We start from the raw sequence: 21,378 nt of genomic DNA on the forward strand, positions 1-21,378 counted from the left end.
ATTCTGATTATTAAATTTAAGAGTACCTTGATGGGACTGATCGTCGACAAAGTGAAGGATGTGCTCTATCTCAACAGCTCGCATCTTCAGGCGGCAAGTTTTGAAAACAAGGAAGAACAAAAATTCTTGAAAGGAATATTCAAACATCAGGGAGAATTGATCATGCTGCTGGATATTCAGAGGATTTTGGACCTCGAAACCTATGAAATGGCCAATCAAGGGGTATAAGAAAAAAATGATGACGTGTGCAAAATGCAAGTCTAGATTTGAAATACCGGAAAGCCCAGGTGTTTATTTGGAAGAAGTTACCTGTCCCAACTGCCATTCGAAAATGAAAATCAGATGGAAGATGGAGCTGGAGTCCGAACTTGAAGAAAAGGTCGAAGCCTCTCAGAGAACTTCGCCATCTCCTAAGAACTCCGAAAGGTTAAAAGTACTTGTGGCTGTTGACGGAGAGGCGACTCAGGATGTTATGAAGGAAGTGCTGACGGGGGCAGGTTATGACGTCTATATCGCTTCAACCGGAAAAGAGGCGCTTTCTCTACTTGAAAAAGAACATCCGGGAATTGCGTATCTCGACGTAGCGCTTCCGCAAGTCCTGGGATTTGAAGTGTGCGAGATCATTAAGAAGAGCCAACGGCTCAAAGCGACAAAAGTAATCCTGGTTTCAGCAATTTACGACAAAACGCGATACAAACGCGCTCCGTCCTCTCTTTATGGCGCGGATGATTATATCGAGAGGCACCACATTCAAGACGGCCTCTTGACCAAACTCAACAAATTGCTCCGTACGGACGAGACTTCTCCTGTTTCTTACAGAATTTTGCCTGGAGACTCCTCCGTGGAAGTGATGGATAAAGAATCCTTATCGCCCCGGCATGGCGTGAGGGAAACGGATAATACGCTTCCACCCGAGATCCAAACCGAAATTCCTCCCGTTCCGGAAGTGTTCGAGTCGGCGGCATCCGAAAGTCTGCTAGAGCAACCATCCACATGTGAAGTGGCCCCCGAAACGGAATTATCGACAGTGGCCGCTCTGCCAGAATCCGGAAATCCTTTTGAAAATCCGGATATCGGCTCAGCCCTTGAAGTGGCAGAAGTGTCAGCGGCTCCTCCGGAAACGACGCCAGTATTAACACCTGAGGAGAATGTGAAACATGAGGAGGCGAAGAGATTTGCCCGCCTGATTATTTCGGATATTGCACTCTATAATCAAAAGACGATTGAAGAGGGAATCGAAAACGGAAATGTTGAGGAGCTCTTGAAAGACGACATGGTCGAGGCTGAAAAACTCTACCGTGAAAGAGTCTCAAAGGAAGTTCGGGAGAAGACGCAATATCTTCAGGAAGCCTTACGGGATCTGGTAGACCGGAAAATAAAAATGTTGAAAAAAGGAAATTAATCTTCCGAGCGAGGAAATATGGGGAATGAACAGACGACGCTGGATCTAAATCACCCTTCTGTTGAGATTCAATTGAAGGCGATTGAACAGCTTGGAAATGAGCAGAGACGCGAAAGTATCCCTCTTTTGACGGAAGCGCTTAAATCGCCGGAATGGAGAGTCCGGAAAGAGGCCTCTAACGCCATTTCCAAATTTCAGATTGATGAAGATTTGACCAATTTCCTGATTAATGAACTGAAAAACTCAATCGATCCGGGAGAGAAGAACGCCTTTTTTGAAATCCTGGTATTTCTGGGTAAAAAAGTAACTCACGCACTCATGACCCATTACCGGGAAATGAACGCAGACATCAAGAAGATCTGCCTTGATATTTTTGGTGAAACCGGTGATCTGAGCGCTTCATACCTTTTAATTCAATGCCTGAGCGATCCGAATCCGAATATTCAAATTGCGGCCATTGAGGCGCTGGGAAAATTGAAAGAACCCAGGTCAGTTGATGAATTGATTCAATTTTTAACCCATGAGAACCAACTGCTCAGTTTCGCGGCACTTCGAAGTCTGGAACAGATCGGTGACACCCGGGCAGTTGAACCGATTATACGGCTTCTCGGAAAGAGCGTTCTGGATCGGCCTGCTCTGAAAGCACTGGGTCAGCTGGGTGATTTGTCTGCGCTGAACCCGATTGTCAATTCTCTTCAAAATGGAACGCCCAAGATAAAAAAGGCCGCCATTGAGGCGGTGATTCGACTGCAGGAACAGATGATTCAGCAAAACGAAGTTAAAATCATAGGCCGGCTTAGAGAAGTTTATAATAAGGATATGTCCCTCTTTCTGTTTGATCTCCTTCAAAATTCCGAGGGAGAGGAACAGTTGATTCGTGGCACCATTCGGATTCTCGGTTGGATGGGGGAAATTCTGAGCATTCAGTTACTGATTCCCTTTCTGGAAGGCCCCTATCGGGAAGAAGCGATCCAGGCGATCACCCGAATGAAAAGAGGAGCTGTTGAACCGCTCCTTGCGGCGCTTCCGAAACATGAAGGAGTTGTTCGGGAGGGTATGATTCGGGCCTTGGGAGAAATAGGTGATCGGAAGGCCGTTATGCCACTTTTTAAAATGGTTTCCGATCCGATTGGCCACGTCAGGCAATCTCTGGCGATTGCACTGGGTAAACTTGGAGATCCTGTTGCAACCAGGATGTTGATACAACTTTTGGATGACCCTTATTCCAACGTTCAGGAAGCAGCCATACAGTCGCTTAGAAAATTTAAAGACCGGACCCTGATTTTGGAATGCATCACACTATTGGGACATGAAAAGGAAAATGTTCGCTTAAACAGCATTCGATTGATCGGACTGATGAAAGCCAAAGAAGCAGTCCCCAATTTGGCTCTGTTTCTGAAGGACCAGGATCCTGTGTTTCGTAAGGAAACCCTGTTAGCGCTCAAAGCCATGGAAAACGTCAATATAGAAGAGTGGGTAATTTTTGCGCTTGCCGATGAGTTTGAAGAAGTCCGTATGGCAGCACTGTCCTGCCTGGAGGATCGACCTGAAATCCGGCTAGATCCATTTATTGAGAATTTGAAACAGGATGAATCAATCTGGGTCAGATCCTTTCTTGCGAGATTGCTCGGCAAGGTCAGGACGGCTGCATCAAAAAAGGAGTTGATAGGACTGATGAGCGACCCTATCGGCGTGGTCCAGATCAGTGCGATGGAATCGCTTTCTCACTTTCACGAATCCGAGAATATTCCCTTATTTATGGAAAAAATGAAAAGCGAGGATCTTGAAGTCCAGAGTGCGGCAATTATCGCGATCGGTGAATCAGGAGATTTTTCGAGCGGAGAAAAATTAATCGGATATATGAATCATTTGAATTGGAATATCCGGGCGGCCGCGATCAGAGCTTTGGGGAAGCTAAAATACAAGCCCGCTTTTGCCACGATCGAAAAATTGGCCGAAGAAGATCCGGATAAGATCGTCAGGCAATCCGCACTTTATGCACTTGAATTAATTCTAGGTTGAGCAGATCAATGATCGTTTCGCCGAATGAGACATTGGAAGCGGAACAGAATCTTGTCTTTTCCGACGAGACTTTCCGTCTTTTTCAGGATTTGATGCTTCAAAAAGCGGGTGTGACGCTTGACGACAAATCCAAAGAGTTTGTCCGGTCCCGGCTGAAAGAATCCGTATTAAAGAAACAATTTAATGATTACAAAGATTATTATTTTTATTTGAAGTATGACCGGAACCGGGATTCGGAACTCTATCATGCGATTGATCTGCTAACGATTCACGAAACCTATTTTTTCCGGGAAACCATGCAGCTGGACACATTCTCGGATGAAGTGCTTGAAGAAACAATCCGGAAAAATCAGGCTCATAAAAACCTCCGGATCTGGTCTGCGGGATGTTCAACCGGTGAGGAGGCTTACACCATCTCGATGCTTTTGCTCGATAAGCCTGAATTGAAAGATTGGAGGATCGAAATTTTTGCAACAGATATATCCCAACAAGTGCTTCAATATGCAAGAAGGGGAGTTTATCAGGCCAATTCATTCCGGTCGACTTCGACCGAATATATGATGAAATATTTCACGAAAGAGAACAACGGATTTAAAATTAAAGACGAAGTCAGAGAAAAGGTAAACTTTTTTCACGCCAGCTTGATTGATCCGGGGAAGATGTTTTTTCTGAATGAAATGGACATTGTTTTCTGTAGAAACGTCATTATTTATTTCAATCTGGATATCAAGAAAAAGGTGATTTCCACTTTTTACGAAAAGTTAAAATTTGGCGGATTTCTTTTGCTTGGACATTCGGAATCACTGAGCTATATCAGTCCCGATTTCGAATTGAGACATTTTAAAAAAGATATGGTATACCAAAAACCAAGTAAATAAAAGCGCCAAGGTGGTAAGTCCTTCTTGTGATCTATTGCTCAGCGAGCGATGCGAGCGAGAGGGGGAAGCTTTAACGGCCTTGCCGGTGAAGGGGGAGACGCGAGCCCCTTAAATAAGAGGAAAGAGTTGTGAGTCGTTCAAAAATCAAGGTGCTGGTCATTGATGATTCTCCTTTTGTCCGTCAATCCATTTCAATTATGATCTCTGAAACGCCCCATATTGAAGTGATGGCAACCGTTCACGGTGGACTTGAAGCGATCAAGTTTCTTGAAAAGGAAACCCCTGATGTGATCACGCTGGATATCGAGATGCCGGAGATGAACGGATTTTCATTTTTGGTCTGGTTAATGCAAAATCACCCTCTTCCGGTGCTGGTTATCAGTTCCCGCAGTGATAATCAGAATGTTTTCAAGGCGCTGGAACTCGGGGCGCTGGAATTTATTCCTAAACCCAGCGCAACGGCGTCGTTAGATCTTCTTAATGTCAAAGATGAGTTGATCAAAAAAATAGAGATCATCAGTAAAATTCCGAGAACTGCGATAAAGAAACAGGTTTCCATTTATCAGCCGCAGGTCCAGGAAAAAGAACCGAAGGAAATTCAACTAAAGGGCCGAGTGGCAGGTCAGCGTTCCGACATTCAGGGAACGACGGCTATCCAGGCTCGCGGCGTATCGATTATTGTCATTGGCGCATCCACGGGAGGGCCTGCGGCGCTTCAGCTGATCGTGTCATCGCTTCCGAAAGACTTGAAAGTTCCTATAGTGATCGTGCAACATATGCCTCCGAATTTCACGCGTTCCTTTGCACAGCGGCTCGATTCGTTAAGCAAGTTGAGAGTCATGGAAGCCGAGGAGGGGGAAGGAATTCAGGCTGGTCGGGTTTACGTTGCCCCGGGAGGAAACCATTTGACCGCGGTCTCTGCGCCCGACGGAATCAAATTTCATCTGGTCCCCAAAGAATCGGGAGACCGGTATATTCCATCGATTGACAAAACCATGCTATCCCTCGCCTCGATTTATCACAAGGAAATGTTGGGCGTCATCCTGACCGGAATGGGAAACGATGGAACGGAAGGGATCAGAAAGATTAAGGAATATGGAGGAGCAACGCTCGCTGAGTCAGAAGAGACCGCTGTCGTCTATGGGATGCCCCGGGTTCCGGCCCAGCTGGGCTTGATAGATAAAGTCGTGCCAATCAATCAAATGGCAGATCAGATTATCCGGATCTGCCAATAATGTGGTTAGCATTATTGTTTATTACAAGGAGACAAAAACGTGGATAATGAGAAAGATGGAGAAATATTACGGAAAGCCGAAGATTTCCTAAAGGTTTTCAAGAAGGGAGAGGAATTTACCCACGAACTTCTGATTACGAACGAGAAGCTTCGGTTCCGGGTCGTTCAGCTTGAAGAAGAGGTCAATCAGTCTAGAAAAAATTCCACTTCACAGGCGGAAACAGGAAAGATGGCTGAAATGATCCGTCAGCTCGAAAAAGAGAAAATGGACATCTTGAACAAATACAAAGATGTGGAGGCGGAAAACAAGGATTTTGCCAGCAGGTATGTCGAAGTAGAAGAGGAAAACAATAACCTGGCGAATCTCTATGTTGCCAGTTATCAGCTTCACTCGACGCTTGATTACCAGGAGGTTTTGAGGATTGTTCTCGAGGTCTTGTTAAACCTGGTCGGAGCAGATCGATGCGCGATTCTATTGCGCGAAGAAGAGTCTCCCGATTTGACCGTCGTCGCCTCGGAAGGGCTCCATCAAATCGAGTTTAAGAAAGTGAAAATGGGAGAGGGAATTATCGGCAATGTCGGAAAAACCGGCGAGTCTCATTTCGTCTCTGATCTAAAAAATATTCCAATGGCAGATCCGCTTTATCCGATCGTCTGTATTCCACTAAAAATCAAGGAACACATCCTGGGGGTAATTGCTGTATTTTCGCTCCTGGAGCAGAAAAAGGAAAAATTAAACCGGATCGATTACGAGCTGTTTTCGATGCTGGCGGGCCATGCGGCGACTGCCATTTTCAGTTCCAGACTTTACTCTCAATCAGAAAGAAAACTTTCCACCATTCATGGTTTTATAAATCTTCTGAGTGGACGGGAAAAGAGTTGATCGCATCCGGGACAATTCATTTAATCTCCCCAGTATGTCATGCGAGCAAGAAGGGGAAAATGTTGATACGGGAATTTGCAATAAGAGCCGTAAACAGGTGCGGGCCATTGGGCATCCTGGATCGGTACAATCCGCTTTTATAAATGAAAACAGCAAGCAACGCGAGAGAGAGGGGAAGGCTCCGGCCGGCTCTGCCCGTGGTGGTGGCGACCCGAGCCCCTCTTATCAGAGAAAGGAAAATACAATGAGTCAATATTCATTTCTGGTCGTGGAAGACTCTCCTACGATGAGACAGCTTGTTACTTTTAGTTTAAAAAGAATTCATGATGCTAAAATAGTTGAGGCCACCGATGGCGTCGACGCATTAAAGAAAATGGCAGAAGATAAGTTCGATCTGATCATTGCAGACATCAATATGCCGCTCATGGATGGCTTGAAACTGCTCAGTATCATCAGAAAAGATCCTAACTATGCGTCCATACCCGTAATCATCGTGACGACAGAAGGAGCGGAGGTTGATAAAGAAAAGGGATTAAAGCTGGGGGCCAATGCCTATCTCACCAAGCCGATTCAGACCAATACACTTTTGACCAAAGTGAAAGAATTATTGAAGATGGAGGTGGCTTAAGGCCTCCATTTGCCTCGTCACAATCAAATCAACTCTTGACGATCCTCTCACCAAGTGGTACTTTTTTAGTTCATTCTTTATCCAAAATTCACCCATCGATAGGCTTCTGGTCCGGTTCAAATCTCTTTTTTGACAGGAAATAGAGCTAAATATGCTTTCTCTGCCGGACCAGGACTTAGAAAGGAAATTTAAAGATTTGAAGTTTGGCATTCTTGTATTTCCAGGGTCAAATTGCGAGCAGGATTGTGCCGACGTGATTCAGACCCTGCTGAACCAGGAAGTGAGAATGATCTGGCACAAGGAAACCACGCTTGGAGGGATTGACGCCCTCATTATTCCAGGCGGCTTTTCTTATGGTGACTACCTTCGGACAGGTGCCATTGCCCGATTTTCTCCGGTTATGAAATCGGTTATGAAATTCGCGGAGGCAGGGGGTTTGATCCTCGGAATTTGCAATGGATTCCAGATTCTGGTGGAGTCAAAACTTCTTCCGGGTGCCTTGTTGAGAAATGAATCCTTGAAATATATCTGCAGGGACGTCCTGATCCGTGTAGAAAACTCGGAAACCTCTTTTACCTCCCTTTATCAGGAAGGGGAAATTTTAAAGATTCCAATCGCGCATGCGGAAGGAAATTATTTTTGCAATCAGGAGACTCTGGAAGAGTTAACACGAAATCGTCAGATTCTTTTTCGATATGGTGGCTCGGTCAATCCCAACGGTTCGCTCGACCGGATAGCGGGGATCTGTAACTCTGAACGAAATATTGCAGGGATGATGCCTCACCCGGACCGTTCCTCTGAAATGATTCTCGGTTCGGAAGATGGCAAAAGAATTTTCCTTTCAATGATGAGTCATTTAGCGGGGGCCCGAAAATGATCAGAGGAGAACCACCGGTTGACGAACGACTTGCGTTGGATCATGGTCTGACGAAAGACGAATATCTGAAGATCGTCAAATTAATGGATCGGGTTCCGACCTTTACGGAGCTCGGAATATTTTCCGTCATGTGGAGTGAGCACTGCAGTTATAAGAGTTCCCGCATCCATTTGAAGAAATTTCCGACCAAAGGAGAAAGGGTTATCTTTGGCCCTGGTGAAAACGCCGGGGTTGTCGATATTGGAGAGGGCATGGCCGCAGTTTTTAAAATGGAGAGCCATAATCATCCTTCTTTTATTGAACCGTATCAGGGAGCCGCGACAGGTGTCGGGGGAATTCTTCGGGATGTGTTTACAATGGGGGCCAGACCTGTTGCGCTCTTGAACTCGCTCCGGTTCGGATCGCTTGAAAAAGCGAAAAACAGAACCCTCTTCGCCGGGGTGGTTTCCGGAATTGCGGGTTATGGTAACTGTATGGGTGTTCCCACACTGGGAGGTGAAGTCTGCTTTTACGATATTTACGACCAAAATCCTCTGGTGAATGCATTTTGTCTCGGTTTGGTCCAGAAGAACCGGATTTTTCTTGGCCAGGCGGCAGGTGTTGGAAATCCCATTATTTATGTTGGCTCTAAAACGGGACGTGACGGGATTCATGGAGCAAGTCTTCTCGCCTCCTCGGAATTCAATGATACGTCGATGGAAAAGAGACCGGCGGTTCAGGTCGGGGATCCCTTCACAGAAAAGCTCCTTCTTGAAGCCTGCCTGGAGTTGATGTCCAGAGATATCGTTGTGGGGATTCAAGATATGGGAGCTGCGGGATTAACCTCCTCGTCCTGCGAAATGGCCGGCAGGGCGGGAACCGGAGTTGAAATGGACGTTTTGAAAGTCCCCCTTCGGGAGGTCGGGATGACGCCTTACGAAATTATGCTCTCAGAATCACAGGAGAGAATGCTTCTGGTCGCCCGGCAGGGATGTGAGAAAGAGGTCCTGGAGATTTTTGAAAAATGGGATCTTGACGCAGCCGTAATTGGAAGAGTGACCGGAGATGGAAAGATCCGGATCAAATCAGGAGACAGGCTTTTTGCCGAAATTCCGGTGGTTGCGCTGGTTGAAGATGCGCCTGTTTACGAAAGGCCGTTAGGTCTTCCCCCTTATCAGCAATCGATTCAGACATTGCAGATGGATCTCATCCACCTTCCAAAGGATTACAACCGGGTTTTAAAACAACTCCTGGCTTCTCCTACCATTGCGAACAAGGAGTGGGTCTACGACCAATACGATCATATGGTTCAAACCAATGTGGCGATTCGGCCTGGCGGGGACGCTTCATTGATCCGGATTAAAGGTTCAACGAGAGCGATCGCCGTTTCTGTTGGAGGAAACTCCCTCTATACCCTTTTGAATCCGCATGTCGGAGGAATGATTGCAGTGGCCGAAGTCTGTCGAAACCTGGTCTGTACAGGTGCTAAACCGCTGGCGATAACCGATTGCCTGAATTTTGGAAGTCCTGAGCGTCCGGATATCATGTGGCAATTTTCCATGGCTATTGAGGGCATTGCGGATGCCTGCAGAAAATTCTCTACACCCGTGGTCAGTGGAAATGTCAGTTTTTACAATGAAACCAAAGGGGTGGCCATCTATCCGACGCCCACAGTCGGGGCGATCGGTCTTTTGGAAAATATCGAGAAAAGAATGACCTGCTTCTTTAAGAGTGAAGGGGACGTGGTCATCCTCCTGGGGAAAACGGGGGAAGATCTGGGAGGGACGGAATATATGAGGATTGTTCACCACCAGGAGCGTGGATTCCCTCCACTGATCAATCTGGATGAGGAATATGCACTGCATCAGCTTTGTCTCGAGCTGATCGATCAAGAGTTGGTCCATTCCGCCCATGACTGCTCCGAAGGCGGACTGGCTGTTGCACTTGCGGAGTCTTGTATCGCTTCTCCTTTGCCCAAAGGGGCCGAAATCAGATTACCGGACACGCCTCTTCGTCCGGACGCCCTGTTATTCGGTGAATCGCAATCGCGAATTATCATATCCGCGCCGCCTGCTCATGTGAAGTTGATTGAAGCCATATCAAAAAAACATAGGGTTCCTTTTATGATCGTAGGAGTGGTAAAATCAGAGAGTCTGGTCATCAATTCCTGGATTTCTATTCCGCTGGATGAGTTGACAGAATCATGGCGAAATGCCATACCAAAAATGATGGTGAATGGATGAAAGAACTCATTTTTGACAAGATGCACGAAGAGTGTGCCGTATTCGGAATCTATAATCACCCCGAGGCGGCCAAAATGACCTATTTGGGACTTTATGCCCTTCAGCACCGGGGGCAGGAAGGGTCCGGGATTGTCTCCTCAAATGGAAAAGATTTTCATATTGAAAAAGGCGTTGGACTGGTTTCCGATATCTTTACCCAGGAAAGTTTAAAAAAGCTCCCCGGTACGATGGCCATCGGCCATAATCGATATTCGACTTTTGGAGGGAACACCCTTAAGAATGTTCACCCGCTGATGGTCAACTATGCGCTTGGTACGCTCGCAATGGCCCATAACGGTAATTTGACAAACGCCCATATTTTGAGAGATGAACTCGAAGCATACGGAGCCATATTTCAGTCGACGGTCGATAGCGAAGTGATCGTCCACCTGATTGCCCATTCCAAAGGTGATACCCTTATTCAAAGAATGACCGATGCCCTTAGCCGTGTTTCAGGAGCCTTTTCTCTAGTCTTCCTTTCAGAAGAGGGATTGATCGGAGTCCGGGATCCGTATGGCGTCCGCCCTCTCTCTCTCGGAAAATTGAGAGAAGGTTATGTCATTGCGTCTGAGAGTTCCGCTTTTGACCTTATTGAGGCGGAGTATATCCGGGAAATTGCACCCGGAGAGATCGTCTTGATTAATGAAAAAGGAGTGAACTCTTACTCCCCATTCCAACAATCGCCGCATGCTTTTTGTATTTTTGAACACATCTATTTTGCGAAGCCGGACAGTTTTATCTTCGGGGAAAATGTGTATGCAGTCAGAAAAAGACTCGGATTGGAACTTGCCCGGGAGTTTCCGGTTTCGGCGGATGTGGTGATCCCGGTACCGGATTCCGGCACCTCGGCGGCGCTCGGTTATTCTTTGGGTTCGGGAATTCCCTATGAATATGGCTTAATCCGGAATCATTACGTAGGAAGGACCTTTATTGAGCCGGAACAGAGCATCCGGCACTTTGGGGTCAAGATAAAACTAAACGCGGTGAAGGAAGTACTAAAAGGGAAAAGAGTCATTGTGATCGACGATTCGCTGGTGAGAGGAACAACCAGCATGAAGATTGTCAAAATGATCAGGGATGCGGGAGCAAGAGAAGTGCATCTCCGAATCAGCTCTCCCTCGATTGTCTCCCCCTGTTTCTACGGGATCAATACACCGACAAAAAAAGAATTGATTGCTTCTACCCATTCTATTGAAGAGATCCGGGAGTTCATTACTGCCGATTCCCTGGCCTATCTGAGTATGGAAGGACTTCTCCGATCTATCAAGGCATTCAGCCCCGCAGAATACTGCACGGCCTGTTTTACCGGGGACTATCCGATTCCGATCCAGGACGGACGGCGAAATCAGCTCTCTCTCTTCGAAACAAAATAAAGTTATTCTTTCAGGCAAGCCCCGAGAAGTAGACTCTGTTTCCTCCTTCGGACTGGGCCATCCCGAGCAGGTGAATGGCCTGAGAATTGAGTTCGTTTGAGTTTACGCCATGGGTAGGAAAACAGACGCCGCCTCCGCTGATGGTGATTTCCTGTTTTTGATTCAAATTTTCGGAAAGAAAAGAGTAGTTGACAATTCTGTTTCTAATCCGGTCAGATATAAGATGAGCCTGTTTCGTTTCTGCCTGTAATAGGGCGGAAAATCGATTGAATTCTATTCTGCCGACGATATCCACTTCCCGAATTTCGTCCAGAATCAGCTTGGCAATCGTATCCAGATACTCCGTTCTTTCGAGTTCCTGATCTACTTCAATGAGAAGCAATGAAAAAAAATAAGAATACCGGGTGGCCCGCTTGACTTCAAGATCGAGCAAATACTTGAAGAGGTCACTACTCACAACGGCGGTGAATGATCCTGGCATATGGGCACCCCCTTTCCTTTCCTTAAATGGAAAATGATGAGCTCAAACATTTAAATGACGTCATTGAGTTCATATTTTTTAATTTTATATAAGAGCGCTTTATAACTGATCTGCAACAATTGGGCTGCTTTCTTTCGATTCCAGTGTGTTTGATTCAAGATGGTCTGAATCAGTTCTTTCTCCGCCTTTCCTGCCGCATCTTTTCCAACCTCTTTCAAAGAAAAGCCAGGTTTCGTTTCGGAATCGGCAGATTGAATGGCCGGTATGAGAGGGTGTGGCAAGGCCGGAACCGGGATAATCGATTCAACCTGTTTTTCATTAATTTTTTGAAGAATAATATTTTCGTTTTCCAGAACCACCATTCTTTTGACCGTATTTTCCATTTCCCGGATATTCCCCGGCCAGTCATAGTCCTGCAAGAGCTTCAATGTCTGGTCGGATAGAGGGTGTTTTTTCTTGTTGTACTGTTCACAATATTTGTTAAAAAAATACTCCGCCAGCACCGGGACCTCTTCCTTTCTTTCCCGAAGCGGAGGGAGATGAATCGAAACAACGTTCAACCTGTAAAAGAGGTCTTCCCTGAATGATCCGTCTTCAACGGCTTTTTCAAGCTGCTTATTGGTGGCCGCAATGACCCTGGCATCCACCTTGACATCCGTTTCACCGCCGATTCTGGAGAATTCGCCATCCTGCAGGACTTGTAGCAGTTTTGCCTGGAGTATCGGATGAATCTCTCCGATTTCGTCAAGAAAAATGGTTCCGTGGTTTGCAAATTCGAATTTCCCCGGTTTTCTTCGATGTGCTCCGGTAAAGGCTCCTTTTTCATAACCAAACAATTCGCTTTCCAGCAAACCTTCGGGAAGCGCCGCACACAACACCTTCACAAACGGCTTTTCCCTCCTTAAGGATCTCGCATGGACCGTTCTGGATACCAGTTCTTTCCCTGTCCCGCTTTCCCCTCTGACGAGCACCGTAATATTGGTTTCAGCAACCTGATTGATGATGTTTAATACATCCTTCATTTTCTTGCTGTGGGACAAAAGATGTCCGTAATCATTGGAGCTTTGAGCATCTTCCTTAATCATTTCTGACTGGACTAGAAGTTCTGGTTCCAGAATGACCGTCTTGGGCTGGGACGAACGGCGAATCTTCTCTTCCAGCAGTAATGTCTCTTCCGGCAGTTTCAGGAAATCAATGCTTTCGGAATTTCTAAACTCCTCCTCAAGGGGACCAATCAGGTCGGATGTTGCCGTGAGCAAATAATTCAAATTCGGAAAAAGAGATCTTGTCTTCTTGAAAACCTCACTCCATTCACCAGACCGGATAATCGAATCCCCGATGATAATCAGGGCCGCATGATTAAGATCGAGTTCCCTGAAAAGCTCGATTTCATTTCTCACCTTTCTGAAAGCGGGATAGGCTGTTTTCAAAATCGACTCCACAGCAGATTGAGTCGAAGACGACCATAATAAGATTTTTCTTTGCATTACCTTATTAAACCTCAAAAAAGCAAATTTTATACCCCAAGAGTATGTTTTTTCTGAAAACTTTTTCCAACATATTTTTTGGGGTTCGCTTTTTTCTTCAAGAATTATGGACTAGAGTTGTAAAAAAAGCGAAAAGAGTTCTTCTAAATCTAATTATATCCTATTTTTGAAATATATTGGGAAACTATTTTCTACTTTCTCGTGTTTAGGGGTATGAAAAAGTTTACATATCTTTTCACAAATTAAACTTTCTGGATAACTCATGTCAAGTGTAATTGACAAAAATCGAGATAAAAGTGGTTAAAAATAGATTTAAAGGTGATATAAGGTAGAAAAATGGTATAGAAAGGTTCTGTTTTAGGAGTAATAGAAGAAGCAGACCGGAAAAGGGTTTCCGGTCTGCTTTAGTTGAATCAAATAAGGGCGCTTAAGGATGTTGCTCGACCCAGACATCCCCTTGAGGCGTGGTTTCTTTCTTCCAGATCGGCGTAATTCTCTTTAGTTCATCGATGCACCAGGAACAGGCTCGAAAAGCGTCCTTGCGGTGTTCTGCGCCGACGACAATCAAAACTATTTGTTCACCGATGCTAATTTTTCCTACACGGTGGACAATATTGACTTCAATGATATCGTAATCTTTTAGGGCTTTTTCACGGATTTCAGCTAATTTCTTTTCTGCCATTCCGGGATAGTACTCAAAATCAATCTGATTAATATCTCTTCCTTGGGAGAAATCCCGGGCAGTGCCTAGAAAGCTGACGATTCCCCCAATCCGCTTGGAACTTTCTCTGACCTTTTTATATTCTTCTTCAAGCGAAAAATCATCTTCCTGAATTCTAACCCATTCTGTCGTGATATTCTGCATCTGGTTCTCCTTCCCCTGTTTTCCGGGCATCAGGAGCTTGTGATGCCCGTTTTTGAATCATTCACATTCACTGGACTGGATTTACCCCCCGGCAAAGGGGGGGAGGATTGCAATTTCGTCTCCGCTGTTGACAATAGTGTTTTCATCCGACATCTCCTGATTAATGGAAATGAGCGATCGACCTTCTTTAATGACCTGCCGGATCTTGGGGATCTCCTTTTCAATCTGGTTCAAGACGTCTCTGAGAGTCGTCGGTGTGTCGATCTGGAGCTCGATTTTTTCTTTTCCCACCAATTTCTTCATGACCGCGAAAAATTTCACAATAACCATAGAACGAAATTCCTTAATTTGAATTTTTAAAGCCTGATCTGTAAGATACCGTATCGAATGTTAACTTGTCAAGCGCCTCCCGGGTAGACAACGGTTACAGGTCTCCATGCACCCTTTCTTCGCCACCATACAAAACGAAAGAACGGCGAAGCGAGGTTAAGAGTGCTAAGAATAGAATGCATGCAAAATTAATACCGGAATTTGAACAATTACAATGATGTTGATTTAATTCATGATCAAGAAAACTCCCAAGGCAGAGTTGTCCCTCCCAGGATGAGTGAACCTCTCAATATAGGACAATATTTTCTCTTTTATCCTCTTTTTTCAAAGGGTTTGAGGAAATACAGGTTAGCGGGATAAACCGATTCAAAATAATAAAGGAGAAACCAATCTGATGAATCGATCCGGAAGGGGTGACAAAGATTCTTAGGTGCGGCATGACAAGAAAGTGAAAGAATAGGTTGAATAATGAATAAAATGAATACGTTGAGAGAATTCAGTTCCTGTCGATTTTAGAGGCTTCACCACAATTGCGGTTCCACTTTGCTTCACTTTTGTTGATTTAGAATTAGGCTTTTCAAAGTTGATCTGATATACTAAGCCAACTTAAATGAGTGGTATACCGATTGCATTGTTTAATCCATTAACATATCACAAACGGTCTCCCTTTTAGAGGAATCTTGAAATTCAAACCAGATCTGGAAAGGAAAAATAGTTATGTCAAATTCTGAACTCACTCATTTTAACGCGGAAGGGCGCGCAAGGATGGTAGACGTTTCCGAGAAGAAAGATACCGAACGGACTGCGCTTGCCAGAGGGATCGTTTATATGCAACCCGAGACCTTTAAGAGGATAAAAGAGGGAAAGATAGCAAAAGGAGATGTGTTAGCGGTCGCCCAGGTGGCGGGTGTCCTGGGAGCAAAGAAAACGCCAGATCTGATTCCGATGTGTCACCCCCTCCTCCTGACCAGTGTCGATATCGATTTTAAAGAGAATGATGTGCCAAATGAGAAAGGGAAATGTTCTATTGAGGTCTCGGCGACAGTGAAATTAAGAGGACAGACCGGAGTTGAAATGGAAGCTTTAACGGCGGTTTCCATTGCAGCGCTTACAATCTATGACATGTGTAAGGCCATTGATAAAGAGATGAGTTTTGGAAGTGTCGGTTTAGTCCGGAAAACAGGGGGAAAATCGGGCACCTTCGTCAGAAAAGAGGACTGATTTTACTTCAGGCAAAAGATTCTGATATTCGAAAATTCTACCGGGATATTTGGGCAATATGATTTCATTAAAAGGCCTCTCTAAAACCTACGCATCAGGGGTTGAAGCGCTCAAGAATTTGAATCTGGAGATCGGGGAGGGAGAGATTTTTGGTTTTCTCGGATCCAACGGGGCCGGAAAAAGCACGACAATAAAGATTTTGACAACGCTTTCTCGTCCGACCGCTGGCACTTTTGCCATCGCTGGAATCGATCCCCTTGTGAATCCGACCCGGGTCAGGGAAAACATCGGCTATGTTGCGCAGGAAGCCGGGGTGGATTACTTTCTGTCCGGTCGAGAGAATCTGACACTGCAGGGAAGGCTTTACCATTTGCCTAGTTCCCTGATTCGGGAGAGAGTCGATGAACTCCTGGAATTGTTTGATCTGAAAGAGGTCGCGGATGCGATGGTTTCCAGCTACTCAGGCGGGATGCAGAGAAAGCTTGATGTGGCTACGGCTCTGGTACATCGACCCAAAATATTATTTCTCGATGAGCCGACTCTGGGCCTCGATCCGAGGAGCCGACTGACCCTCTGGGATTATATCAGGAACCTCAATAAAAATTTTGGAATGACCATTTTTTTGACCACTCATTATCTGGAAGAGGCTGAAAAATTGGCCGGAAGAATAGGGATACTTGAAGGGGGCGAACTCAAGGTCATTGGCACGCCTGAAAAACTGAAATCAGAAATGGGAGGTGATTCCATAAACTTTGTCTGTGAGTCGGCAGAAAAAAGGGAGTTGCAAACCGAGAAATGGAATCACTTTAAATTCAAACCCTATATTGACCACCTGGTTTTTGACCGTAACGAAGTGAGAATGTATGTGCGAAACGGGAAGGATGCCCTGCTCAAAGTCATGGCCGAAGCAGAGGCGATCAAATTGGAAGTGGAGACGATCTCCTTTTCCCGTGCCAGTCTGGACGATGTGTTTTTGAAGTATACCGGAAAAAGCCTCGAAAACAAAAAGGAAGAAACCGAAGCCGAGCCGTGGTGGAAGAAATGGCAAAAATCGGGTCAGGGAAATGATGAATGGAAAAAGTGGCAGAAAACAAATGAAGAGGGAAGTTCCGACGAGCAGGACGGGGAGAAATCATCCATCTCCGCAGGAAAGCAGGGATCTGACTCTGCCAGTCCGGATGTGGGGTCTGGGGGCATCGAAGGAGCGATAGCTCCGAGCGGGCCCGCAGATGAGGTCGCTCGCGACGCAAGCCCCTCGAAAAATGGATTTACCAGCGAGCAACGCGAGAGAGAGGGGGAGGCTCCAGCCGGCTCCGCCGGTGGAGGGGGCGACGCAAGCCCCTCGAAATCGTCCTGGCAATCCGGAAAATGGACCGAAGCAGAAATGAAGGAGTGGTGGGCGAACAAATCCAAAACCAAATGAGTACGCTATTTTACGATACCTGGTACCAGTTTGAGAAATATATGAGGATCACCCTCAGAATGCCTCTTTGGACCCTCTTTGGATTGATCCAGCCGATTATCTGGTTAATTATTTTTGGAGAGCTTTTCAAAAATATGGTTCAGCTCGGTGGATTCCCTTCTTCATCCTATCTTGAGTTTTTAACGCCTGGGATTTTAGTCATGACGGTTCTTTTCGGCTCCTCCTGGTCAGGGGTTTCTCTCCTGCGTGAAATCAATTTTGGAACCGTCAACAAGGTCCTCGTGACGCCTGTGAAGCGGATTTCAATCGTCTTGAGCCGCGTGATCCATTCTGCGGTCACGGTTCTCATTCAAATTTTCATCATCTTTGCTCTAGCGGCAGTTTTAGGAGTGAGAATTCACGGGGGATTCTTTGGTTTTTTGTCTGTTTTGGTTCAAATCCTTCTGTTGGCAATTGGTTTTGCCGCCCTCTCGAATGGGTTCGCCATGAAGCTAAAACGGGAAGAACCTTTGGTGGTCGTTGGAAACATGTTGACCCTTCCGCTCATGTTTTTTTCCTCGGCATTTATTCCTCAATATTTTATGCCGGATTGGATAAAGAATTTAAGCGTGATTAATCCGGTCAGTTATGCTGTGGATGGTATCCGGCTGGCCCTGCAGGGAGACTTCTCGGTCCCTTTTCTATTTAGTTTTTTAATGATATTATGTTTCGCTCTGGGGACGATGGTTTGGGCGACCTCGATTTTCCTCCAACAGCAAAACGATTAGAGACAGACTGTTGAACTAACTTCATTTGAATTGTTCTCGTCGTTCGGCAATCTTCACGTACGTGTCATATACGTTCCGGTTGTCTCGTTTCTGCGGCTTGCGACCCTCAAAATGAAGCTTTATAATTGAGGAAGTCCTTGGCAGGGGACAACTGAAGCTATTTGAACAGTCTGAAGTTTAGCAAAGGATGATTCATTTACGATGTCGGAGAGGATCAGGGAAAAAGAGGCGGCCACCTCGGTGATCTATTTACGGCATGGAAAGACTGATTTTCCAGACGAACGTTTTTACAGCAGAAAAGACGATCCGCATTTAAGTCTCGAAGGAAAGGGACAGGCCGAAAGGCTCGGTCGATGGATTAAAGGATCGGGTATTCCATTTTTGTATTCTTCGCCGTTAAATAGAACGATGGAAACGGCGGCTTTTATTTCGGAGGGTTTGAATATCAAAATAACGCCCAAAGCTGGGCTTGAAGAACGGGCAATGGGCCAGTGGGAAGGGTTAACTCCGGCCGAAGTCAAAGAACAGTTTCCGGACCAGTTTAGAAACTGGAAAGAGAATCTTCTCGGTTATTCTCCGCCCGGCGGAGAATCATGGAAGGAATTTGCAGCCCGAATTGTCAGGACAGTCGAGCAGATTAAAGGAGAACATCTTTTTCAGCGGATTGCGGTGGTCACTCATGTCGGGCCGATTAGAGTCCTCGTCAGTAAGGCGATGGAAATGGCAGAAGACAATCACAAGCGAATTATTTTGGGTTATGCGTCTGCCACGCGAATTGACTATACCAGTAAATGGGGGAATCTCTGTTATCTGGGCGTGATTCCCTTTGAACAACAACCATAAATAATAACCTAAACCAGCAATAACTAAACGAAGGAGGAGTAAAATGTGCAATAACCATTCTCACGGTCAGGCTCATGGCGTTCGGTCGGATGAAGAAAAAGTGTGTGCGGATTTAAGGGATGATCTGGTTGAAAAGCTCAGGAGCATTACAAAAATTGAAGCTCAAATTCCAGTGATCGCCGATGAAGAATTTCCGATGGTCAATGAAGTGACCGCGGTTCTTTCTCAGATCGTTCGCGAAGAGAAAAGACATGCGGCCGCTCTGATGAAATTGATCAACAAGCTCGACGATGTTCAGTCGGAAATGTTTTTGACCGGTCTTAACATTGATGAACACGAACATGATGATGACCATGATCATGAGCATGGCGAACATAGCCACGATCATTCGGAACATGGTCACGCCCATTAATCAGTGAGTCAGGTGTGAGGAGCAGGAAAAAGGAGGGAATGCGAGTTCAAATTCCCTGCCCCTGATCCCTCATGCCTCACCCCTTATTTCTGCATCTGGAGACTTTTTGATGAAAACAAAAAAAGGGAAAAGTTCTGCCAAATCGTCGCTTGATCCGATGGCCGTAGCGCGACTGAGCTCTGCATACTGGAGTTCGAAAGTCATTCATACCGCGGTCCGCCTCGACGTATTTAATCATCTCGGTTCGCAGTCTAAAACAGCCGCGGTATTGGCCGAAGAGTGTGACGCCGATGTCCGGGGGCTTGAAATATTATTAATTGCCGCCGTTTCGCTCGGACTTCTTGACCGAAGTTCATCTGGAAAATATAAGAACACCCTCCTGTCAAAGACTTTTCTGGTCAAGAACAGTCCAAAATATCAGGGGGGAATCCCCTTGATGTTTGAAGAGTGGTACCCGACCTGGGGAAGACTTTATGACGCCGTTCTGACCGGCAAACCCGTCGTCGAAAAACCTCACGAGCAGGGGGACGAATCGACACGTGCCTATATCATGGGAATGCATTACAGGGGTCTGGCTCAGGCTCATTTGTTAGCCAAACGGGTTCCCCTGAAAGGGAGAAAGCAATTTTTCGATGTGGCCGGCGGACCAGGGATTTTTACCATTATGATGTGCAAAGTGAACAAGAATTTAAAAGGGATTGTTTTTGACACGCCGCAAACTTTAAAGATTACCCGGGAGATTATTGAAAACTACAAGATTGCCGATCGCGTTAAAACCCGCGAGGGAGATTATTTCAGAGACGATTTTGGCGAGGGGAACGACGTTGTTCTCCTCTCTTCGATGTTGAACCAGGAATCTCCGGAAATGGTGAAGACAATCATGAGAAAAGGGTATCAATCGCTCGAAAAGGGAGGGCTCTTGATTGCCCAGGATCAGATGCTAAACCCGAATAAAACGGGTCCGCTTCTTTCCGCGCTGATTGGAGTTAATCAACTTTTGCATACCCCCGGAGGAGCTGCTCATTCAGAAAAAGAAATCGCCCAATGGATGAAAGAGGTTGGTTTTACCCGAGTCAGTCGAGTTGATCTGAAAGAACCAAGCCCGTTCACCGTATTGACAGGAATAAAATGATGAGATGTGAAGGAGAGAAAAGCCTGATGAAAAATGTTTTTGCCTTGATGAGTTTTTTAACCCTCTTTTTTAATTTGTTTCTTGTGCTTCCTGTAATTGCCGAGGATGACAAAGACGCAGAGATGAAGAAAAAAGGGGTGGAGATCATGAAAAAGAAGTCTGAAGCCTACATGGCGAACGACCAGATGTCCACCGTGACGCTCCATCTTTTTACCAAAGAAGGGGACGAGAAGCAGATTAAGACAAAACGGTATTGGAAGAATTTCGCCGGAAAAGACGGGATGCTCTGAAGCGGGGAAGACCGATGACCTCTGGCTTTATCTCCCGTCGCTGCGGCAGACCCGGCATGTCTCTTCGCGCGGTCAGGATGATGCGTTTATGGGATCAGACCTGACTTTTGGAGATATGGGGCAGAGACGACTGGAAGAAGACGACCACAAGCTATTGAAGGAGGAGCCGTGCGGAGATGAGACCTGCTATGTGGTCGAATCGGTTTCTAAAGATAAAGAAGGGGTCTACAGCAAGAAGATACTCTGGATTACCAAAAAAGACAGTATTGCGATGAAAATCGAATATTATGACCGGAAAGGCGAGCTTCTCAAGAGCCAGAAAATGAACTGGCAGGAAGTATCGGGCTATAAAGCCTGGAAAAGCTCGGAAGTCGTCAATGTCCAGACTCAGCATAAAACTATTTTTGAAATTTCAATTTCCAACCTTAAGATTAATATCGGACTTAAAGACGCAATTTTCCAGGAAAGGACCTTAAAAACCGGCGTTCAAAATTAAACGATTTAATGGAACCTTTTCAAATTCGGGTTGTCTAATCTTTAAAATGGATTAAATGAACCCAACTTTGGAG

Annotated in this window: 22 protein-coding genes; 18 read left to right on the plus strand and 4 right to left on the minus strand. The window is 45.7% G+C overall.

All coding sequences use genetic code 11. The features are described 5' to 3' along the window. The 10 genes from HY200_04200 to HY200_04245 form a co-directional block, all read left to right on the plus strand. The coding region (locus tag HY200_04200; protein MBI3594136.1) for a chemotaxis protein CheW at positions 1 to 228 on the plus strand (228 nt) is incomplete at its 5' end. Between the two features lie 103 nt (positions 229 to 331). Next, positions 332 to 1,402, plus strand: coding sequence for a response regulator (locus HY200_04205; protein ID MBI3594137.1), 1,071 nt, complete (start codon positions 332 to 334; stop codon positions 1,400 to 1,402). Positions 1,403 to 1,420: 18 nt separating this feature from the next. After that, the gene (locus tag HY200_04210) at positions 1,421 to 3,424 is read left to right on the plus strand and encodes a HEAT repeat domain-containing protein (protein MBI3594138.1); all 2,004 of its coding nucleotides are present in this window, start codon (positions 1,421 to 1,423) and stop codon (positions 3,422 to 3,424) included. An 8-nt stretch (positions 3,425 to 3,432) separates the two neighbouring features. Continuing rightward, on the plus strand, positions 3,433 to 4,302 hold the full coding sequence (locus tag HY200_04215) for a protein-glutamate O-methyltransferase CheR (protein MBI3594139.1): 870 nt from the start codon (positions 3,433 to 3,435) through the stop codon (positions 4,300 to 4,302). Positions 4,303 to 4,430: 128 nt separating this feature from the next. After that, a complete protein-coding gene (locus HY200_04220; GenBank protein MBI3594140.1) occupies positions 4,431 to 5,537 on the plus strand; it encodes a chemotaxis response regulator protein-glutamate methylesterase in 1,107 nt (368 codons plus the stop codon). Between the two features lie 39 nt (positions 5,538 to 5,576). After that, a complete protein-coding gene (locus tag HY200_04225; protein MBI3594141.1) occupies positions 5,577 to 6,419 on the plus strand; it encodes a GAF domain-containing protein in 843 nt (280 codons plus the stop codon). 244 nt (positions 6,420 to 6,663) lie between these two features. After that, on the plus strand, positions 6,664 to 7,047 hold the full coding sequence (locus HY200_04230; protein MBI3594142.1) for a response regulator: 384 nt from the start codon (positions 6,664 to 6,666) through the stop codon (positions 7,045 to 7,047). A 196-nt stretch (positions 7,048 to 7,243) separates the two neighbouring features. Further along, complete coding sequence (gene purQ / locus HY200_04235; protein ID MBI3594143.1) at positions 7,244 to 7,924, plus strand: phosphoribosylformylglycinamidine synthase subunit PurQ; 681 nt, start codon at positions 7,244 to 7,246, stop codon at positions 7,922 to 7,924. After that, the gene (purL, locus tag HY200_04240) at positions 7,921 to 10,146 is read left to right on the plus strand and encodes a phosphoribosylformylglycinamidine synthase subunit PurL (GenBank protein MBI3594144.1); all 2,226 of its coding nucleotides are present in this window, start codon (positions 7,921 to 7,923) and stop codon (positions 10,144 to 10,146) included. The genes purQ and purL overlap by 4 nt, the downstream gene beginning before the upstream one ends. Beyond that, a complete protein-coding gene (locus tag HY200_04245; GenBank protein ID MBI3594145.1) occupies positions 10,143 to 11,558 on the plus strand; it encodes an amidophosphoribosyltransferase in 1,416 nt (471 codons plus the stop codon). The genes purL and HY200_04245 overlap by 4 nt, the downstream gene beginning before the upstream one ends. Before the next feature lie 10 nt (positions 11,559 to 11,568). On the opposite strand, the gene HY200_04250 is transcribed toward HY200_04245, so the two are convergent. The 4 genes from HY200_04250 to HY200_04265 form a co-directional block, all read right to left on the minus strand. Next, positions 11,569 to 12,039: a diguanylate cyclase gene (locus HY200_04250; GenBank protein MBI3594146.1), complete on the minus strand. Its 471-nt coding sequence runs from the start codon at positions 12,037 to 12,039 to the stop codon at positions 11,569 to 11,571. 50 nt (positions 12,040 to 12,089) lie between these two features. Next, positions 12,090 to 13,526: a sigma-54-dependent Fis family transcriptional regulator gene (locus HY200_04255; GenBank protein ID MBI3594147.1), complete on the minus strand. Its 1,437-nt coding sequence runs from the start codon at positions 13,524 to 13,526 to the stop codon at positions 12,090 to 12,092. Positions 13,527 to 13,953: 427 nt separating this feature from the next. Continuing rightward, complete coding sequence (locus HY200_04260) at positions 13,954 to 14,391, minus strand: molybdenum cofactor biosynthesis protein MoaE (protein MBI3594148.1); 438 nt, start codon at positions 14,389 to 14,391, stop codon at positions 13,954 to 13,956. Positions 14,392 to 14,472: 81 nt separating this feature from the next. Continuing rightward, positions 14,473 to 14,721: a MoaD/ThiS family protein gene (locus tag HY200_04265; GenBank protein ID MBI3594149.1), complete on the minus strand. Its 249-nt coding sequence runs from the start codon at positions 14,719 to 14,721 to the stop codon at positions 14,473 to 14,475. Between the two features lie 717 nt (positions 14,722 to 15,438). Here HY200_04265 and moaC point away from each other — a divergent pair. The 8 genes from moaC to HY200_04305 all read left to right on the plus strand — a co-directional run bounded on the left by moaC (position 15,439) and on the right by HY200_04305 (position 21,305). Beyond that, positions 15,439 to 15,942 (plus strand): cyclic pyranopterin monophosphate synthase MoaC, encoded by a 504-nt coding sequence (moaC, locus tag HY200_04270; GenBank protein ID MBI3594150.1) that lies wholly within the window; start codon positions 15,439 to 15,441, stop codon positions 15,940 to 15,942. 58 nt (positions 15,943 to 16,000) lie between these two features. Then, positions 16,001 to 17,365, plus strand: coding sequence for an ATP-binding cassette domain-containing protein (locus HY200_04275; protein MBI3594151.1), 1,365 nt, complete (start codon positions 16,001 to 16,003; stop codon positions 17,363 to 17,365). Then, complete coding sequence (locus tag HY200_04280; protein ID MBI3594152.1) at positions 17,338 to 18,132, plus strand: ABC transporter permease; 795 nt, start codon at positions 17,338 to 17,340, stop codon at positions 18,130 to 18,132. Before HY200_04275 ends, HY200_04280 begins: the two co-directional genes overlap by 28 nt. Positions 18,133 to 18,333: 201 nt before the next feature. Beyond that, positions 18,334 to 18,975 carry a histidine phosphatase family protein gene (locus tag HY200_04285; GenBank protein MBI3594153.1) on the plus strand — a complete coding sequence of 214 codons (642 nt, stop codon included), beginning with the start codon at positions 18,334 to 18,336 and terminating at the stop codon, positions 18,973 to 18,975. Between the two features lie 43 nt (positions 18,976 to 19,018). Beyond that, entirely contained in the window at positions 19,019 to 19,387 is a 369-nt protein-coding gene (locus tag HY200_04290) for a hypothetical protein (GenBank protein ID MBI3594154.1), read from the plus strand. Between the two features lie 109 nt (positions 19,388 to 19,496). Beyond that, positions 19,497 to 20,519, plus strand: coding sequence for a hypothetical protein (locus HY200_04295; protein ID MBI3594155.1), 1,023 nt, complete (start codon positions 19,497 to 19,499; stop codon positions 20,517 to 20,519). Between the two features lie 26 nt (positions 20,520 to 20,545). Next, positions 20,546 to 20,809, plus strand: coding sequence for a hypothetical protein (locus tag HY200_04300; GenBank protein MBI3594156.1), 264 nt, complete (start codon positions 20,546 to 20,548; stop codon positions 20,807 to 20,809). Continuing rightward, positions 20,724 to 21,305, plus strand: coding sequence for an outer membrane lipoprotein-sorting protein (locus HY200_04305; protein ID MBI3594157.1), 582 nt, complete (start codon positions 20,724 to 20,726; stop codon positions 21,303 to 21,305). Before HY200_04300 ends, HY200_04305 begins: the two co-directional genes overlap by 86 nt. Positions 21,306 to 21,378 lie beyond the last annotated feature (73 nt).

It is taken from the genome of Nitrospirota bacterium, from assembly GCA_016194305.1.
Classification (GTDB): Bacteria; Nitrospirota; Nitrospiria; order JACQBW01; family JACQBW01; genus JACQBW01.

What these genes read in the sequence shown, in the direction of transcription:
- HY200_04255 (MBI3594147.1), bottom strand. Translation starts at nt 13,526, where the DNA reads ATGCAAAGAAAAATCTTATTATGGTCGTCTTCGACTCAATCTGCTGTG.
- purL (MBI3594144.1), top strand. Translation starts at nt 7,921, where the DNA reads ATGATCAGAGGAGAACCACCGGTTGACGAACGACTTGCGTTGGATCAT.
- HY200_04265 (MBI3594149.1), bottom strand. Translation starts at nt 14,721, where the DNA reads ATGGTTATTGTGAAATTTTTCGCGGTCATGAAGAAATTGGTGGGAAAA.
- HY200_04285 (MBI3594153.1), top strand. Translation starts at nt 18,334, where the DNA reads ATGTCGGAGAGGATCAGGGAAAAAGAGGCGGCCACCTCGGTGATCTAT.
- HY200_04230 (MBI3594142.1), top strand. Translation starts at nt 6,664, where the DNA reads ATGAGTCAATATTCATTTCTGGTCGTGGAAGACTCTCCTACGATGAGA.
- HY200_04290 (MBI3594154.1), top strand. Translation starts at nt 19,019, where the DNA reads ATGTGCAATAACCATTCTCACGGTCAGGCTCATGGCGTTCGGTCGGAT.
- HY200_04250 (MBI3594146.1), bottom strand. Translation starts at nt 12,039, where the DNA reads ATGCCAGGATCATTCACCGCCGTTGTGAGTAGTGACCTCTTCAAGTAT.
- HY200_04215 (MBI3594139.1), top strand. Translation starts at nt 3,433, where the DNA reads ATGATCGTTTCGCCGAATGAGACATTGGAAGCGGAACAGAATCTTGTC.
- HY200_04210 (MBI3594138.1), top strand. Translation starts at nt 1,421, where the DNA reads ATGGGGAATGAACAGACGACGCTGGATCTAAATCACCCTTCTGTTGAG.
- HY200_04245 (MBI3594145.1), top strand. Translation starts at nt 10,143, where the DNA reads ATGAAAGAACTCATTTTTGACAAGATGCACGAAGAGTGTGCCGTATTC.
- HY200_04275 (MBI3594151.1), top strand. Translation starts at nt 16,001, where the DNA reads ATGATTTCATTAAAAGGCCTCTCTAAAACCTACGCATCAGGGGTTGAA.
- moaC (MBI3594150.1), top strand. Translation starts at nt 15,439, where the DNA reads ATGTCAAATTCTGAACTCACTCATTTTAACGCGGAAGGGCGCGCAAGG.
- HY200_04205 (MBI3594137.1), top strand. Translation starts at nt 332, where the DNA reads ATGAAAATCAGATGGAAGATGGAGCTGGAGTCCGAACTTGAAGAAAAG.
- HY200_04295 (MBI3594155.1), top strand. Translation starts at nt 19,497, where the DNA reads ATGAAAACAAAAAAAGGGAAAAGTTCTGCCAAATCGTCGCTTGATCCG.
- HY200_04260 (MBI3594148.1), bottom strand. Translation starts at nt 14,391, where the DNA reads ATGCAGAATATCACGACAGAATGGGTTAGAATTCAGGAAGATGATTTT.
- HY200_04300 (MBI3594156.1), top strand. Translation starts at nt 20,546, where the DNA reads ATGAAAAATGTTTTTGCCTTGATGAGTTTTTTAACCCTCTTTTTTAAT.